The organism is Streptomyces flavofungini, assembly GCF_030388665.1.
GTDB classification, from domain to species: Bacteria; Actinomycetota; Actinomycetes; order Streptomycetales; family Streptomycetaceae; genus Streptomyces; species Streptomyces flavofungini_A.
The window spans coordinates 8914937-8927822 of record NZ_CP128846.1 but is presented as its reverse complement, the minus strand read 5'-3'; the positions used below and the strand labels follow the sequence as shown (position 1 = coordinate 8927822).

At 72.7% G+C, this 12886-nt stretch carries 16 protein-coding genes and 1 pseudogene; 10 read left to right on the top strand and 7 right to left on the bottom strand.

Annotated features, from left to right (window positions below; all coding sequences use genetic code 11):
* Entirely contained in the window at window positions 1-387 is a 387-nt protein-coding gene (locus QUY26_RS38630; protein WP_289956443.1) for a hypothetical protein, read from the top strand.
* 54 nt (window positions 388-441) lie between these two features.
* Here the strand turns inward: QUY26_RS38630 and QUY26_RS38625 are convergent, their stop codons facing one another.
* Together QUY26_RS38625 and QUY26_RS38620 are read right to left on the bottom strand one after the other, a co-directional pair.
* Complete coding sequence (locus QUY26_RS38625; RefSeq protein WP_289955109.1) at window positions 442-1344, bottom strand: aldo/keto reductase; 903 nt, start codon at window positions 1342-1344, stop codon at window positions 442-444.
* A gap of 15 nt (window positions 1345-1359) precedes the next feature.
* Window positions 1360-2301, bottom strand: coding sequence for an NAD-dependent epimerase/dehydratase family protein (locus QUY26_RS38620; RefSeq protein ID WP_289955108.1), 942 nt, complete (start codon window positions 2299-2301; stop codon window positions 1360-1362).
* Window positions 2302-2371: 70 nt separating this feature from the next.
* Here QUY26_RS38620 and QUY26_RS38615 point away from each other — a divergent pair, with 70 nt between their 5' ends.
* The gene (locus QUY26_RS38615) at window positions 2372-3289 is read left to right on the top strand and encodes a LysR family transcriptional regulator (RefSeq protein WP_289955105.1); all 918 of its coding nucleotides are present in this window, start codon (window positions 2372-2374) and stop codon (window positions 3287-3289) included.
* Window positions 3290-3426: 137 nt separating this feature from the next.
* Window positions 3427-4629, top strand: a complete 1203-nt coding sequence (locus tag QUY26_RS38610; RefSeq protein ID WP_289955104.1) for a serine hydrolase domain-containing protein — start codon at window positions 3427-3429, stop codon at window positions 4627-4629.
* Window positions 4630-4674: 45 nt separating this feature from the next.
* Here the strand turns inward: QUY26_RS38610 and QUY26_RS38605 are convergent, their stop codons facing one another.
* Window positions 4675-4989: an ArsR/SmtB family transcription factor gene (locus tag QUY26_RS38605; protein ID WP_289955102.1), complete on the bottom strand. Its 315-nt coding sequence runs from the start codon at window positions 4987-4989 to the stop codon at window positions 4675-4677.
* Between the two features lie 45 nt (window positions 4990-5034).
* Here QUY26_RS38605 and QUY26_RS38600 point away from each other — a divergent pair, with 45 nt between their 5' ends.
* A complete protein-coding gene (locus QUY26_RS38600) occupies window positions 5035-5538 on the top strand; it encodes an MFS transporter (RefSeq protein ID WP_289955100.1) in 504 nt (167 codons plus the stop codon).
* A gap of 8 nt (window positions 5539-5546) precedes the next feature.
* On the opposite strand, the gene QUY26_RS38595 is transcribed toward QUY26_RS38600, so the two are convergent.
* The gene (locus QUY26_RS38595) at window positions 5547-5987 is read right to left on the bottom strand and encodes a VOC family protein (protein WP_289955098.1); all 441 of its coding nucleotides are present in this window, start codon (window positions 5985-5987) and stop codon (window positions 5547-5549) included.
* Between the two features lie 244 nt (window positions 5988-6231).
* Here QUY26_RS38595 and QUY26_RS38590 point away from each other — a divergent pair, with 244 nt between their 5' ends.
* Window positions 6232-6705 (top strand): hypothetical protein, encoded by a 474-nt coding sequence (locus tag QUY26_RS38590; RefSeq protein WP_289955097.1) that lies wholly within the window; start codon window positions 6232-6234, stop codon window positions 6703-6705.
* Between the two features lie 297 nt (window positions 6706-7002).
* On the top strand, window positions 7003-7410 hold the full coding sequence (locus QUY26_RS38585; protein ID WP_289955095.1) for a rodlin: 408 nt from the start codon (window positions 7003-7005) through the stop codon (window positions 7408-7410).
* Window positions 7411-7467: 57 nt separating this feature from the next.
* On the opposite strand, the pseudogene QUY26_RS38580 reads toward QUY26_RS38585, so the two are convergent.
* Together QUY26_RS38580 and QUY26_RS38575 are read right to left on the bottom strand one after the other, a co-directional pair.
* A pseudogene (locus tag QUY26_RS38580) lies at window positions 7468-8161 on the bottom strand (GNAT family N-acetyltransferase); the annotation flags it as partial.
* 239 nt (window positions 8162-8400) lie between these two features.
* Window positions 8401-8877, bottom strand: a complete 477-nt coding sequence (locus QUY26_RS38575; protein WP_289955094.1) for a hypothetical protein — start codon at window positions 8875-8877, stop codon at window positions 8401-8403.
* Window positions 8878-9102: 225 nt separating this feature from the next.
* On the opposite strand from QUY26_RS38575, the gene QUY26_RS38570 reads away from it, so the two are divergent.
* A complete protein-coding gene (locus QUY26_RS38570; RefSeq protein WP_289955093.1) occupies window positions 9103-9504 on the top strand; it encodes a helix-turn-helix domain-containing protein in 402 nt (133 codons plus the stop codon).
* Window positions 9488-10099: a hypothetical protein gene (locus tag QUY26_RS38565; protein ID WP_289955092.1), complete on the top strand. Its 612-nt coding sequence runs from the start codon at window positions 9488-9490 to the stop codon at window positions 10097-10099. Before QUY26_RS38570 ends, QUY26_RS38565 begins: the two co-directional genes overlap by 17 nt.
* A 49-nt stretch (window positions 10100-10148) precedes the next feature.
* Here the strand turns inward: QUY26_RS38565 and QUY26_RS38560 are convergent, their stop codons facing one another.
* Window positions 10149-10583 (bottom strand): nuclear transport factor 2 family protein, encoded by a 435-nt coding sequence (locus QUY26_RS38560; RefSeq protein ID WP_289955091.1) that lies wholly within the window; start codon window positions 10581-10583, stop codon window positions 10149-10151.
* Window positions 10584-10694: 111 nt separating this feature from the next.
* Here QUY26_RS38560 and QUY26_RS38555 point away from each other — a divergent pair, with 111 nt between their 5' ends.
* Both QUY26_RS38555 and QUY26_RS38550 read left to right on the top strand, forming a co-directional pair.
* The gene (locus QUY26_RS38555; protein ID WP_289955090.1) at window positions 10695-11288 is read left to right on the top strand and encodes a TetR/AcrR family transcriptional regulator; all 594 of its coding nucleotides are present in this window, start codon (window positions 10695-10697) and stop codon (window positions 11286-11288) included.
* 174 nt (window positions 11289-11462) lie between these two features.
* The gene (locus tag QUY26_RS38550) at window positions 11463-12866 is read left to right on the top strand and encodes an NADP-dependent succinic semialdehyde dehydrogenase (RefSeq protein WP_289955089.1); all 1404 of its coding nucleotides are present in this window, start codon (window positions 11463-11465) and stop codon (window positions 12864-12866) included.
* Window positions 12867-12886: the final 20 nt, after the last annotated feature.

Genomic DNA, 12886 nt, shown 5'->3' with positions numbered 1-12886 from the left:
GTGGGGCGTGACGGAAACGCGCTGCGCCGGGTCCGCGACGAACAGCTCGCGACCTCGGAGGCGGGACGGGAGTGGGTCACCCTCGTCGAGCGGGTCGAACTGCCCGTCGCCGCCGTACTGTTGGCCGACGAGCGGCTTGATGTCCGGGCCGCCGCGATGATCGAACGCGCGGGGAGGCTGGTCGCGGACGAGAAGCTCATGGTGAGCGACGAGGACGCCGATCAGGGGCTCGCCCTCCTCGGTGACCTCGCCGAGCGGGCCGGGGCGAAGGACGAGCAGGTCCGCGCCGGCCTGAAGGCCGTCAGTACGGCCGTCGACCGTGCGCGGCGGGTGTCGTCGGGCGAGGTCGCGCGGGACCTGATGGGGCGGGGTCCGATGCCGAAGTGAGGAGACCGGGGGGCGCAGCCGACCGGGCACGCCCCTTCGGCTCCGCACCGCACGTCAGCCCGGCAGGACCTCCCCCAACCGCGCCAGCTCCCCCGGGCTCAGGACGAGTTCCGTGGCCCGCGCCGAGTCGGCGATGGAGGCCGGACGGCTGGCTCCGGGCACCGGGATCACCGCCGGGGACCGGCTCAGGAGCCAGGCGAGGGCGATCTGCTGCGGGCTGACGCCGTGCTCGGCCGCGACGTGGTGGAAGGCGGTGCCGCCACTCGGAGATCCAGACGAGCCGGACGCGCCGGACGGGCCGTCCAGGGAGCTGCGGGAGATGCCGCCGAGAGGGCTCCACGGCAGGAACGCCAGGCCGAGCTCCGCGCTCAGCTCCAGTTCGGGCTCGCTGTCCCGCACGGCGGGTGAGTACTGGTTCTGTACGGAGACGAGTCGGTCGCCGAGGATCTGGTGCGCCACGCGGATCTGGTCGACGGTCACGTTGGAGATCCCGGCGGCACGGATGGTCCCGGCGTCGAGCAGGTCGCGCAGGGCGCCGACGGACTCCGCCCACGGCACGGCGGGGTCCGGCTTGTGGAGCTGGTACAGGCCGATCGCGTCGACGCCGAGACGCTTGGCGGAGGCCTCGGCGGCGCGCTTGAGGTGCGCCGGGGTGCCGGTCACGGTCCAGCTGCCGTCACCGGGACGCCCACGGCCGCCCTTCGTACCGATGAGGACGGCGGAGGTGTCGCCGCCGTAGCGGGCCAGGGCGCGGGCGATCAGGAGTTCGTTGTGGCCCGCCTCGTCGGCGTGCCAGTGGTAGCTGTCGGCGGTGTCGATGAACGTGACGCCTGCGTCGAGCGCGGCGTGGACGGTGGCGATGGCGCGTGCCTCGTCGGGGCGGTGCTCGATGGACAGGGGCATGGCTCCCAGGCCGACGGCGCTGACGGCGGTGTCTCCGATGAAGCGGTGTCGCATGGTGGTCGGGGCTCCTCAGGCAGTGGGGGCAGTGGACGCGGCGAGGGCTTCGGCGACGGCGCGGGGCAGCCAGTCGGTCGTACGGGAGAAGGCGAAGCCCAGCTGTTTCGCGCGGGAGTTGCTCATGGCGTAGTGGCGGTCGTAGGAGAACGGTGAGGCCGCCTCGCCCGCCGCGACGGTCTCGTGGACGGGCTCGCGGCCGGTCCACGCCGCGACGATCGCGGTCAGGTCGCGCACATCGAGCAGGCCGTCGGAGCAGGCGTTGACCGGACCGGTGAAAGCGGTGGCGGTGGCCGCCCACAGGAGCAGGTCCGCCAGTTCCTCGTGGTGGATGAACACCGTCGGCAGCGCGTCGGCGTGCACGGCGATCGCCTCGCCCCGGGCGACGCGCTCGGTGTAGTGCGCCAGTCGGCCGGTGAACTCCTGGCTGCCGCCGCCCAGTACGTGCGCGCTGCGCACCGCGGTGAACGCGAAGCCGCGCGCCCGGGTGAGGACGGCTTCCGCCTGGCGTTTGCCCTCGGCGTAGTGGGCCGCCAGATAGCCCTCGTCGTGCCAGGGCAGGTCCATGGCGACCTGCCAGGCCCGCGGGTCGACGTGCGTCTCGCGGACCTGGGTGCCCGCCGGCACCGTCGGCAGGGCGGCGGTCGCGGGGTCGTACACCTCGATCGTGGAGGTCATGACGTAGCGCCGGGTGCGGTCGGCGAAGGCGCGGGCGGCGATCGCGGCCTGCACAGGGGTGTAGCAGACCTGGTCGACGACCGCGTCGAAGGTGCGGGGGCCGAGGGCGGCGACGAGGGCCGCCTCGTCGTCGCGGTCGGCGACGAGGTGCTCGACGCCGACGGGCGGCCGGGTGGTGCCGCGGTTGATCACGGTGACGTGATGGCCGCCCGCGAGCAGGCGCTCGACCAGGAGCTTTCCGAAGTAGCGGCTTCCGCCGATGACACAGATCCGTTGCATGCGTCCACTCTGGACACCTACTGTCTTCAGCAGAAGTGGTGGCTTACTGGAAACGCTTTAAGGAAAACTGTTGATCGATGTGCAGCGGCTCCGCGTCCTGCGGGCGGTGGCGGACCACGGCAGCTTCAGCAGGGCGGCCGTGGCACTCCGCCTCACTCCGTCCGCCGTGTCCCAGCACGTGGCGGTCCTCGAACGCAGCCTCGGCGCCCAGGTCGTGGCGCGCAGCACGCGCGGCGTGACCCTCACTGCGGCGGGCCAGGTCATGGTCGGGGCCGCCGAGTCCGTCGCGGCCGCGCTCGAACAGGCCAGGCGGCAGGTCGAGCGGCTCAGCACGGGCCGCGTCCAGCTCACCGTCGCCACCTTCACGAGCGGCGGCAAGCACCTGCTGCCCGGCGCGCTCCCCCGGCTGATGGCGGCCCATCCCAACACCCAGCTCCACATCAGGGAGGGCGAGCCCGAGGCCACCCTGCCGCTGGTCCGCCAAGGCGCCGTCGACGTCGCGCTCGCCTACCACTTCGAGGGGCCGCTGCCCGTCGGGCCGAGCCCGGCGAGCCTGCGGTGGACGCCGCTCCTGGAGGATCCTCTGCACGTCGTGGTGCCCGAACGGCACCGCTTCGCCGACCGCGCGGCGCTCGACATCGGTGAGCTCGCGGCGGAGCCCTGGGTGCTCGGCTGCCTCAAGACGGAGGCGCACCTGCGCCGCTACGCCGAGCAGGCGGGCTTCGAACCGGACGTGCGCGGCAGCACCACCGACTACTTCTTCGCCCGCTCGCTCGTCGCCGCGGGCGTGGGCATCTCCCTGATCCCCGCCATCGCGCTCACCCCGATGGTGCCGGGTCTGCGTGCCGTCCCGGTGCGGCCACCGGCGCCGACCCGGCACATCGGCGTCGCCACGATCGAGCGCGGGCACGACCGCCCCCATGTCACGGCGTTCGTCGAGGCGCTCCGCGAGGAGGCGCGCGGTTCCGGGCCCGCGCACGGGGGTTAACCCCCGCACCGATCCGGACGGTCGCCTCATCGCGCCGGCTCCCCCGCCGGGGACATCGTGCGACGGCGGGCACATGGAGCGCAGCCACCTCGGCCCCTCCGTGGCGGCCAGCCCTCGCGACGACCAAGGGAGCACAAGTGACTGAGCACAGAGGAGCGTTGCGTGGCCCCATCGCCCTGACCGTGGTGGTCGGTGTCGCGATGGGCACGCTGACGGCCGCCGACCTGCCGCGGCGGCACGCCTCCGCACCGGCCGCCGCCGCGTCGGCCGCCACCGCCGACACCGCCGACACCGCCTCTGCCACCGAACACGCCCGGCTGCGTGCGCTCCTGCGACGGCTCACCACGGTCGACGGCGGGCCGGGGGCGCTCGTCGCGGTGCGGGACCGGCGGGGCGGCACGGTGCTCACCAGCGGGGTCGCGGACGTGCGGAGCCAGGCTCCGGTGCGCGGCGACAGCAGGTTCCGGATCGGCAGCATGACCAAGATGTTCGTGGCCACGGTCGTGCTCCAGCTGGTCGGGGAGCGGCGCGTCGTCCTCGACGCGCCGGTGGAGCGCTACCTGCCCGGTGTCGTACGCGGGAACGGCAACGACGGCCGCCGCATGACGGTCCGTCAGATCCTCCAGCACACCAGCGGCGTGCCCGACATCCTCGACCACTTGAAGCCGCAGGAGATCCTCAAGGACCCCCTCGCCCACCGCGACACGCGTGATCTCGTGAACATCGCGCTCGCCCACCCCCCGACGTTCGCGCCGGGCAAGGGCTGGCGCTACTCCAGCACGGGCTACCTCCTGGCAGGCATGATCATAGAGCGGGTCACAGGGCGTCCGTACGGCGACGAGATCCGGCGCCGCGTCATCGAGCCGCTGGGCCTGCGCGAGACGTTCGTGCCGGGGGACGCGTCGAGGATCCCCGGGCCGCATCCGCGCGGGTACGTGCGGCCGGGCGAGAACGCGCCGCTCGTGGACCTCACCGCGATCAACCCGTCGGTCGCGGGCGCGGGCGGCGAGATGATCTCCAGCGGCGCCGACGTCAACCGGTTCCTGGACGCGCTCCTGGGCGGCAGGCTGCTCCGCCCGGCCCAGCTCCGCGAGATGAAGCGGACCCGCCCGACCGGCAATCCGGACGGCCGGGCGTACGGCCTCGGCCTGGAGAGCAGGCCCCTGCCCTGCGGCGGCCTCTACTGGGGGCACAGCGGCGACATGTTCGGCTACGAGACGGTCGCCGGGGCCAGGGTCGGCGGCAGGCAGGCGACGGTCATGGTGAACGTCGACCCCGGCGGTACGGACGCGCAGAGCGACGACATGAAGGCGGCTGTCCGGACGGCGCTCTGCGAGTGAGCCGCCGCCGGTCACCCGGACCGAAGGCGCGGGCCCGGCAGGGGCTCAATCCGACCGGAGTTGGGTGAGCACGGCGTCGAGGAGGCCGGGGAAGCGGTCGTCCACATCGTCGCGACGCAGGCTGACGAATCGTGAACGGCCCTCCACGGTGGTCCAGGTGAGTCCGGCCTCGCGGAGCACGCGGTAGTGGTGGGACATCGTCGTCTGGTGGACGTCGATGGTCTCGCTGATGCCCGAGCAGCTCTCGCGGCCGCTGTCGGCGAGCCTCGCGAGGATGGCGAGCCGGACCGGATCCGCCAGCGCGTGGAGGACCTCGACGAGCTTGATCTCGTCCTTCGCTGGTTGCGTCACTGCTCGCATGACCGACCTGTCCGTAGCTTCACAGCGGCCAGGCTAAAGACCGGGGTGACGGACGGATCCGAGGCCACGCTCACGGCCGTGCTGTTCGTGTTCGGGCTCGGGGTCCTGGGCGGGAACCTGCTGGCAGGGCGACTCTCCGACCGCCACCGGCCCGAGCGGGTGCTGCTCTGGAGCCTCGCCGCCGCCGTCGTCGTGCTCGCCACCGGCCGCGTGGCCGCGGAGGCCCTCGGGACCGCGTTCGTGTGGACGGCGGCGCTCGGCCTGTGCGCGGGCCTCCCGGTTGTCCCGCAGCAGCAACGCCTCATCGCCCACGCCCCGGCGGCCATACCGGTGCTCCTCGGCCTCAACGCCTCGGCGATCTACGTCGGCGTGGCCCTGGGGGGCGCGCTCGGCGGCCTCGCCCAGCAGTCGGTCGCCCCCGAGTGGCTCGGCATACCGGCGGCCGCGGTCACCGCCCTGGGCCTCCTCGTCGCCCTGGCCAACACCCGCGGGCCTCGTCGGACCGAGCCCGAACCCCAGAGCCTCACCGCCCCTTCCCCGCAGGCCTGACCATCCCCTCAGCGCAGTTGCTCGGCCAGACCGACGATGATGCCTTCCGGGCCACGGACGTAGCAGAGCAGGTAGCTGTCCTCGAACCGGGCGATCTCGCCGAGGAGTTCGCCACCGTGAGGGCGCAGCCGGGCGACGGTGTCCTTGAGGTCGTCGACGGCGAACATCACGCGGTGCGTGCCGAGGATGTGGTGCGGCTTGTCGCGCGGTCCCGCGCTGATCGCCTCGGGGCTGAGGTACTTCGCCAATTCGAGCCGGCCGTGACCGTCGGGGGTCCGGACCATCGCGATGTCACAGCGGACACCGTCGAGTCCGGTGCACTGGTCGGCGAAGGGCCCCTCGGCCACCGCCCTGCCCTCCAGTTCCATACCGAGTTCCACGAAGAACGCGATGGCGGCGTCCAGGTCCTCGACGACGATACCGACGTTGTCCATCCGCTGAATCGCCATGGCGGCTTCTCCTTCTTCCTCGTGTTCCTCGTGGCCCTCGTGTCCCGTGCGGCCGGTGGCAGCCTCTGACACCCCTGGGACGGAGCCGGTGACCCGTTCTCGACATCCGCAGGCTGCCGAGTTCCGAGCGTCCTTCGGTCCGGTCCGAAACACATGGATTCCGTCGACCGGTCCCCAGCATGCTCATTCCCACGTCGGCGCCACACCCGGCGCCGACGACCGACAACAGCGACGGGGATGACACATGGCAAGGTCACACGCGTTCAAACGAACGCTCGTCGCCTCCGGCGCGGCAGTCCTGCTGTCGGCCGGCGCAGTCGGTGCGCCGTCAGCGCTCGCCGCCGATCCCGGGTCCCGGGCAGCGGGCACGGCCACCACCGCCCAGCCGAGGACGATAGCGAACGACACTCCGGACGGCTACGCCTGGAAGGCGTACATCCAGAACCACCGCTACGCCCATGTGATCTGGAACGACTACACCTCCGGCGGTGCGGACGTGGACAGTCTCACCCTCGACGACAGGCCCCTCGACGGCCGCTCGTCGGAGCCGCGGGTCTACAAGAGCGATGGCGACCTGTACGAGAAGGTCCGCGCCTACGGCAACAGCAAAACGATCCGGAAGAAGACCCCGAACGACGAAAAGGCCTACTTCCCGGTGTGCGGCTGGAACAACGGGTCCCAGAAGGGCTGCACCGGCAAGCACTGCTTCCGTGAGTAGGCAGATCCACTGCCGGGGGAAAAGGTGAAGCGCGCCAGGGACGCCTGGCGCGCTTCACGCCGCTGGTGTGAGCCGCACCCGCCCGTGCCGGGACCGATCCGGCAGGCGTCGCCGGCCCCGCCCACGCTCTTCCCCACCTCCACACGGCGTCTCAGCCGTTCGGCCTCATCTCATGGGGTGACTTCCGTCAGCCCCGGCCCGCCGACACCCCGCCAATGGGCGAATATCCACCGACTCGGGGCATTGGAGGATGTATTGATTCATGTCTCCCTGACCAATGCTCTGCACTGGAGTGACATGCACATCCGTAACCTCCCCTACGCCGTCAGCGTCGCCGCCCTCGCCCTCACCGGGGCCACCGGGAGCGCCGCCGCCATCGGCGACGACGAGAGCACCTCCAGCCTCAGTGGCAACGGCGCCGAGCAGGCGTTCGGCAACAGCACCACCGAGGGGAACCTGAGTGCGCAGGGGGCCGCGGTCCAGGGCTCGTTGAACAAGCTCTGCCTCGGCGTGCCCGTGAAGGCGAACGCGGGCGCCATCGTCGGCCTCCTCGTCCCGGTCGCGGTCCAGGACATCCCGGTCCTCTCGGCCCCGCAGAACCAGCAGTGCGCCGAGGGCTCCACGCAGGCGAAGGGCGACGAGCCCGGCTCGCACATCCTTGACGACATCTCCGCGCTCTCCGGCAACGGCGTCGACAACCACTGAGCCGAGCGCCCCGCGGGCCGCGTCGTGCGGCCCGCGGGGCGTTGCCTTTGGGGGGTACGGCACCACGGCCTCCGTGTGGCCGCCCAGGAGCCGACCGAGTGTCAGCGGCGGGCTTCCACCTCCAGGCCGTCTCTGCAGCGCGACCAGCGGCGCCCAGCTCCGCAGGTCGGCGGACAGGTCGGGCTCGCGGTCCGCCGGGACGCAGTCGGCCTTGCCGTCCTCGCCGGTCAGCAGATGGCGGCCGCGCTCGCCGAGGAAGGGGGCGTCGCGTCGAGGACGAGCTCGCCGTCCAGGAACCAGCCGCGAGGGGTGAGTGCGCGCGGGATGTCCAGGAGCCGTAGCCAGAGCCCGTCGGTGTCGTCGCTGACCTGCCCGGCCGGAAGTCCGCGAGCTGTCGGCGCAGCGGGTCCTCGCGAGGGAAGCGCTCGAACACGATGGCTGACGAGGTCTGTCCCAGGTCGCACCGGGCCGGGGCGGTGGACACGGCGTCGTCGACGGCGACGGTCTCGTCGACCGTCGAGTCGGGGCCGGGGTCGACGAGCGTGTAGCCGGCGTAGCCGTCCGGTGCGCCGTCGGCGTCGCGGTGGACGGCGACGTAGCGCGGCGCCCGCGAGACCGGGGGCTGTCCCGCGCCCAGGGCCCACCGGCGGGGCGGCCGGGACAGGGCGCCGGGCTGTGCGCGGCGGTAGCGGTCGTAGATCTCTGCGAGGGTGTCCCCGCACTCGGCCCGCCGCCGTTGGTCGGCGCGTCCAGGAACCGTCCGAACGCGGCAAGCATGGTGTCGACGAAGGCGTCGAAATCCTGGTCGATCGTGGGGCGGATGTCCATACTGCGGTGGCCTCCCGGGGTACGCGCACCACGGCTCGTGGTGTCGCGCCCCAGTGCAACGGCGCCCCGGGGCCAGGTCGATCGACCAACGAGCGGGTGGCGTACGGGCGTGCGCGTCGCGGGCGCGCGGTCGCCCGCCGCACGCGGTCCGCGCCGGTCCGGTCAGGACGGGCCCTCGCGGTGGTACACCGACCAGTCGCTCGGCGGATACGTGGCTTCCGGGGCGGAGAGGGCCACGTCCACGGCGAGCCCGATGTCGTCGGAGAAGAAGTCGTCGAGGTCGCGGATCATCTCGAGGCCCCGCACGGTGTCCTCGCCGAGGGGGCGCGCCATGCGGTCCACGCCGGAGGGGACGCCCACCGGCTTCCGCCGCGCCATCGACACCGCGTGGTCGGCCCGCTTGTCCAGGCCGAACGAGATGTATCCGGCACCCAGGGCGAGGTACTTGAGCGCGTCCTGCACGCCGCGGGAGAGTTCACCGATCCCGTGCATCGTCTGCATGGGGCTGCCCGCGGAGCTGTCCCCGTACGGCGCCGGGCCGTGCACTTCCTCCAGCCGTCTCCGCTCGCCCTCGAACAGCCCCAGGACCTCGTTCAGCGCCCTGCCCACGCGGCCGAGTTCACCCATGTCATGGATCATGCGATGCGCCCTTCCCGTCAACTGCTGCGACTGTACGGCCGATTGCGGCGCCCTCGCGGGCTGTCGCGCACAGCAGACCGGTTGTAGTGAAGGACCGTCGGCCGTGATGACGGTCGGCGGTCACGGGACGTCCACCCCGACTGGATTCGAACACGAATGGAACCCCGGTCGATCCTCTCGGCGTCCCGGCATCCGGAACCTGGGGTGCTCGCCAAGCGGCTCCACATGAGTACGTCCACGCTGCACCGGTACTGCAACGGGGACGCGGTGCCCGCCGACTTCCGTCCGGTGGAGCGGTTCGCCCGGCTCTGCGGGGCGACGCCGGAGGAGTTGGTGGAGGTCCATCGGCGGTGGATCCTGGCGGACACGGACCGGGGGCGGAAGACGGAGCCCCCGGCCGTCGGCGCCCCGGCCCGCACGCCGAAGAGGGAGCCGACGCCACAGCGCGAGCCCGCTCCGCAGCCCGAACCCGAATCGGACCCCGAAGCCGCCCCCGGCCCGGAGCCCGTGACCGCCTCGGCACCGCCGCCTCCCTCCCGCAGGCGCCGCAACCTCGTTCTCGCGGCCTCCGTCGCCGCGGTCCTCGCCGTCGGCTCCGTCGCCCTCGCCAATGAACGGCGGCGGTGACGACGACAAGCACCGGCGCGACGCCGGGCCGTACGCGTACGAGGACGGCTGCGGGCGCGGCTTCCTGGTGAACCGGAAGCCGGACGAGGTGCCGGAGCCGCCCGCCGCGCAGGACACGCCGGGCCGGGTGGGCGACCTCGGGGCGGTCGCGGCCGGCGACCAGTACGTCGAGGTCACCGTGCGGGGCACGGGCCGGGAAACCGTCGCCCTGCGGGACATGAGCGTCCGGGTGCAGAGCACCGGCGCGCCGCTGGCCTGGAACAGCTTCCAGTCGGGGTCCGGCCGCGAGGGCAGGGCGCCCACCAAGTCCTTCGCCGTCGACCTCGACGACCCGGCGCCCCGCGTCACACCCGGGGCGGGCCAACGCGACTTCCCGTACAAGGTCAGTCAGGACGACGCCGAGGTCTTCCGCGTCAGGGCGTCCACCGAACTGCACGACGTGCGGTGGTACGTGGAGATCGAGTGGTCCAGCGGCAAGCGGCACAGCGTGCTGCGCGTCGACGACCAGGGCAAGCCGTTCCGCGCCAGCAGCCGCGAGGGCCGCCCCTCGTACAGCTGGCGGGACTCCTCGAAGTGGGCGCGGCAGGGCACGTAGGGAGGCCGCGCCTTCGCGGGCAGAGGAGCCGGGGCGCCCGGCGCCCCCGCTACTCCCGCCGCTCCGACTCCGCCTCCGGAGTCGTCGACGCCTCGGTGACGATCCGGGTGCAGCCGTGGGACTCGGCCATGCGGCCGTCCGGTGTGAAGGTGTAGAAGGCCACGACCTCCGTCGTGACGCGCTTCTTGCGGGTGGCCGCGTGGATCGTGAGGCGTGCCGCGATCCGGTCGCCGTCCGCGATGGCCTCGTGCACCTCGAACCGGGCCTCGTCGTCCGGCGCCAGGTTCTTGCGGACGGGGCGGATGTGGGCGAGGAGCTTGTCCCAGTCGAGGGGGATGCCGTCGCTGACCATCAGGATGTCGGGCGTGTAGAAGCGGGCCATGGCCGGGGCGGGGTCGTGGTCGCCCCGTACGACCTGCTCGTGGAAGGTGGTGAAGAAGTCGGTGATGAACTGCTCGGGCGTGCTCTGGGCCAGCGGTCTCATGGTGCTCCCTCCGGGCGCGGCGAAGCGGAGCGGTCCGCGTGCCACCGCCCGCACTAACTCTTACAGCCTGTAAGATATGAAGCGCCCGACAACTTTGACAAGGTGTAAGAGTTGACCTCTCCTCCACGGCGTCGCGCCGACGCCGAACGCAGCCGTACCGCCGTCCTCGACGCGGCCGTCCGACTCCTCGGCGAGCGCCCCGACGCGGGCATGGCGGCCGTCGCGACCGCGGCCGGGGTCACCCGGCAGACCGTCTACGCCCACTTCTCCTCGCGGGACGACCTGCTCACGGCGGTCGTCGAGCGCGTGACGGAGACGGTGGCGGAGGCGATGGACGCCGCGGACGCCGACGAGGGCCCGGCGCCGGACGCGCTCCTGCGGCTGCTCGACGCGGCCTGGCGCACCGCCGGGGCGTACCCGGCCCTGGCCCGGCTCGGGGCCCGCCCCGCGCCGCCCGAGGAGGACCGCTCCCGCCACCGGCCGATCGCCGACCGCATCGCGCGCGTCCTGCGACGCGGCCGTGACGGCGGGGAGTTCGACCCGGTACCCGCGCTCTCCTGGCAGGTGGCGGCCGTGATCGCCCTGAGCCACGCCACGGCGGAGGAGATCGGGGCCGGCCGCATGCCCGCCGCCGACGCCACGGCCGCCCTGCACTCCGGGCTGCTGCGGCTGCTCGCACCGGCCACCGCTGCCAGGGAATCCTGAAGCCCTCAGCCGCCCTCCTCCTGGCCGATGCGGCACGGACCGCGGAAACCCCTCCGGGTCAGCTCGCGCACGGCCCCTCGGCGTCCCGGCCCCGCACCACTCTCCGCGTTGCGCCCGCACGCCCGACGCGACAAGGTCGAAGCATCGGCTGAGACCTACCAGGAGGGCGGGCGCATGCCCATCGCGACGGTGAATCCGGCGACCGGCGAGACCGAGCGGACCTTCGAGCCGCAGGGAGCCGAGGAGGTCGAGGAGTGCCTGGCCCGGGCAGCGGCGGCCTTCGAGCGCTACCGCACCACCTCGTTCACCGAGCGCGCCGCCCACCTGCGCCGCGCCGCCGCCCTCCTCGAAGAGGAGACGGACGCCGTCGCGCGCACCATCACCGCGGAGATGGGCAAGCCGCTGGCCGCCGCCCGCGCGGAGGCCGGCAAGTGCGTCAAGACCATGCGCTGGTACGCCGACCACGCCGCGGAACTGCTGGCCGACGAGTACCCCGCCGACGATGACGTGCGCGACTCCGGCGCGAGCAGGGTGCGCGTGCACTACCGGCCGGTCGGCGTGGTCCTCGCCGTGATGCCGTGGAACTTCCCGCTCTGGCAGGTGGTGCGGTTCGCGGCGCCCGCCCTGATGGCAGGCAACGTCGGGCTGCTCAAGCACGCCTCGAACGTGCCGCAGACCGCCCTGTACCTGGGAGACCTCTTCCGGCGCGCGGGCCTCGACGAGGGGTGCTTCCAGACGCTGCTCATCGGGTCCGGCGCCGTCGAGGGCGTCCTGCGCGATCCACGCGTCGCCGCCGCCACGCTGACCGGCAGCGAGGGCGCGGGGCGGGCGATCGCCTCCGTGGCCGGGGACGAGATCAAGAAGACCGTCCTCGAGCTGGGCGGCAGCGATCCGTTCGTCGTGATGCCGTCGGCCGACGTGGAAGCCGCCACGCGTACCGCCGTCACCGCCCGTGTGCAGAACGCGGGCCAGTCCTGCATCGCCGCCAAGCGGTTCATCGTGCACACCGAGGTCTACGACGCCTTCCTGGAGCGGTTCAGCGCGCGCATGGCGGACCTGACCGTCGGCGACCCGATGGCCGAGGGCACCGACGTGGGCCCGCTGTCCAGCGCGCGGGGCCGGGCCGACCTGGAGGAACTGGTCGAGGACGCCGTGCGCCGCGGCGCCGTCACGCACTGCGGCGGGCAGCGGCCCAAAGGGCTCGACCAGCGACTGAGCGAGGGCTTCTTCTACGAGCCGACGGTGCTGTCCGGCATCACCCCTGAGATGCGCATCCACGCCGAGGAGACCTTCGGCCCCGTGGCCACCGTCTACCGGGTCGCCGACCTGGACGAGGCGGTGTCCGTCGCCAACGATACGTCCTTCGGGCTGAGTTCCAACGTATGGACCCGCGACGACGGCGACGTGCAGCGTTTCGTGCGCGACCTCCAGGCGGGCGGTGTCTTCTTCAACGGCATGACCGCCTCGCACCCGGCGTTCCCGTTCGGCGGCGTCAAGCGTTCCGGGTACGGCCGCGAGCTGGCGGGCCACGGCATCAAGGAGTTCTGCAACGCCACCACAGTGTGGTTCGGCGCCTGAGGCACGCGGCGGTCGGGAGG

Excerpts from the sequence above, each read along its gene's own strand:
- QUY26_RS38625 (WP_289955109.1), bottom strand. The coding sequence starts at position 1,344 with ATGCGACACCGCTTCATCGGAGACACCGCCGTCAGCGCCGTCGGCCTG.
- QUY26_RS38620 (WP_289955108.1), bottom strand. The coding sequence starts at position 2,301 with ATGCAACGGATCTGTGTCATCGGCGGAAGCCGCTACTTCGGAAAGCTC.
- QUY26_RS38605 (WP_289955102.1), bottom strand. The coding sequence starts at position 4,989 with ATGCGAGCAGTGACGCAACCAGCGAAGGACGAGATCAAGCTCGTCGAG.
- QUY26_RS38595 (WP_289955098.1), bottom strand. The coding sequence starts at position 5,987 with ATGGCGATTCAGCGGATGGACAACGTCGGTATCGTCGTCGAGGACCTG.
- QUY26_RS38590 (WP_289955097.1), top strand. The coding sequence starts at position 6,232 with ATGGCAAGGTCACACGCGTTCAAACGAACGCTCGTCGCCTCCGGCGCG.
- QUY26_RS38585 (WP_289955095.1), top strand. The coding sequence starts at position 7,003 with ATGCACATCCGTAACCTCCCCTACGCCGTCAGCGTCGCCGCCCTCGCC.
- QUY26_RS38575 (WP_289955094.1), bottom strand. The coding sequence starts at position 8,877 with ATGATCCATGACATGGGTGAACTCGGCCGCGTGGGCAGGGCGCTGAAC.
- QUY26_RS38570 (WP_289955093.1), top strand. The coding sequence starts at position 9,103 with ATGAGTACGTCCACGCTGCACCGGTACTGCAACGGGGACGCGGTGCCC.
- QUY26_RS38565 (WP_289955092.1), top strand. The coding sequence starts at position 9,488 with ATGAACGGCGGCGGTGACGACGACAAGCACCGGCGCGACGCCGGGCCG.
- QUY26_RS38560 (WP_289955091.1), bottom strand. The coding sequence starts at position 10,583 with ATGAGACCGCTGGCCCAGAGCACGCCCGAGCAGTTCATCACCGACTTC.
- QUY26_RS38550 (WP_289955089.1), top strand. The coding sequence starts at position 11,463 with ATGCCCATCGCGACGGTGAATCCGGCGACCGGCGAGACCGAGCGGACC.